The organism is Paraburkholderia sp. SIMBA_054 (assembly GCF_046534875.1).
GTDB lineage: Bacteria > Pseudomonadota > Gammaproteobacteria > Burkholderiales > Burkholderiaceae > Paraburkholderia > Paraburkholderia hospita.
Genome location: NZ_JAWRXV010001402.1, coordinates 1 through 247, shown reverse-complemented (window position 1 = coordinate 247; position 247 = coordinate 1). Strand labels below are relative to the sequence as shown.

General features: G+C 67.2%; 1 pseudogene. It reads right to left on the bottom strand.

Annotated features, from left to right (window positions below):
- Positions 1 to 247: pseudogene (locus SB822_RS59670) on the bottom strand (glucans biosynthesis glucosyltransferase MdoH); the annotation flags it as partial.

Sequence of the window (247 nt, the reverse complement as noted above, 5' to 3'; positions counted from 1 at the left end):
ACGGCAGTTCGGCGGCCAGGTCGATGCCGCCGCCCTGCAGCGGGATGCCGATGCCGATCAGCATCAGCATCGCCCACATCGGCGCGGTGAAGTAATGGCCGATGCCGATCATCATGTGCATGCGGCTGATCCAGTGCAGTCCCTTGGCGCCGACGACCTTGGCGTGCTGCAGGTTGCCCTGGCACCACCGGCGGTCGCGGATCAGCAGGTCGGTGAGGGTCGGCGGGCCTTCCTCGTAACTGCCCTG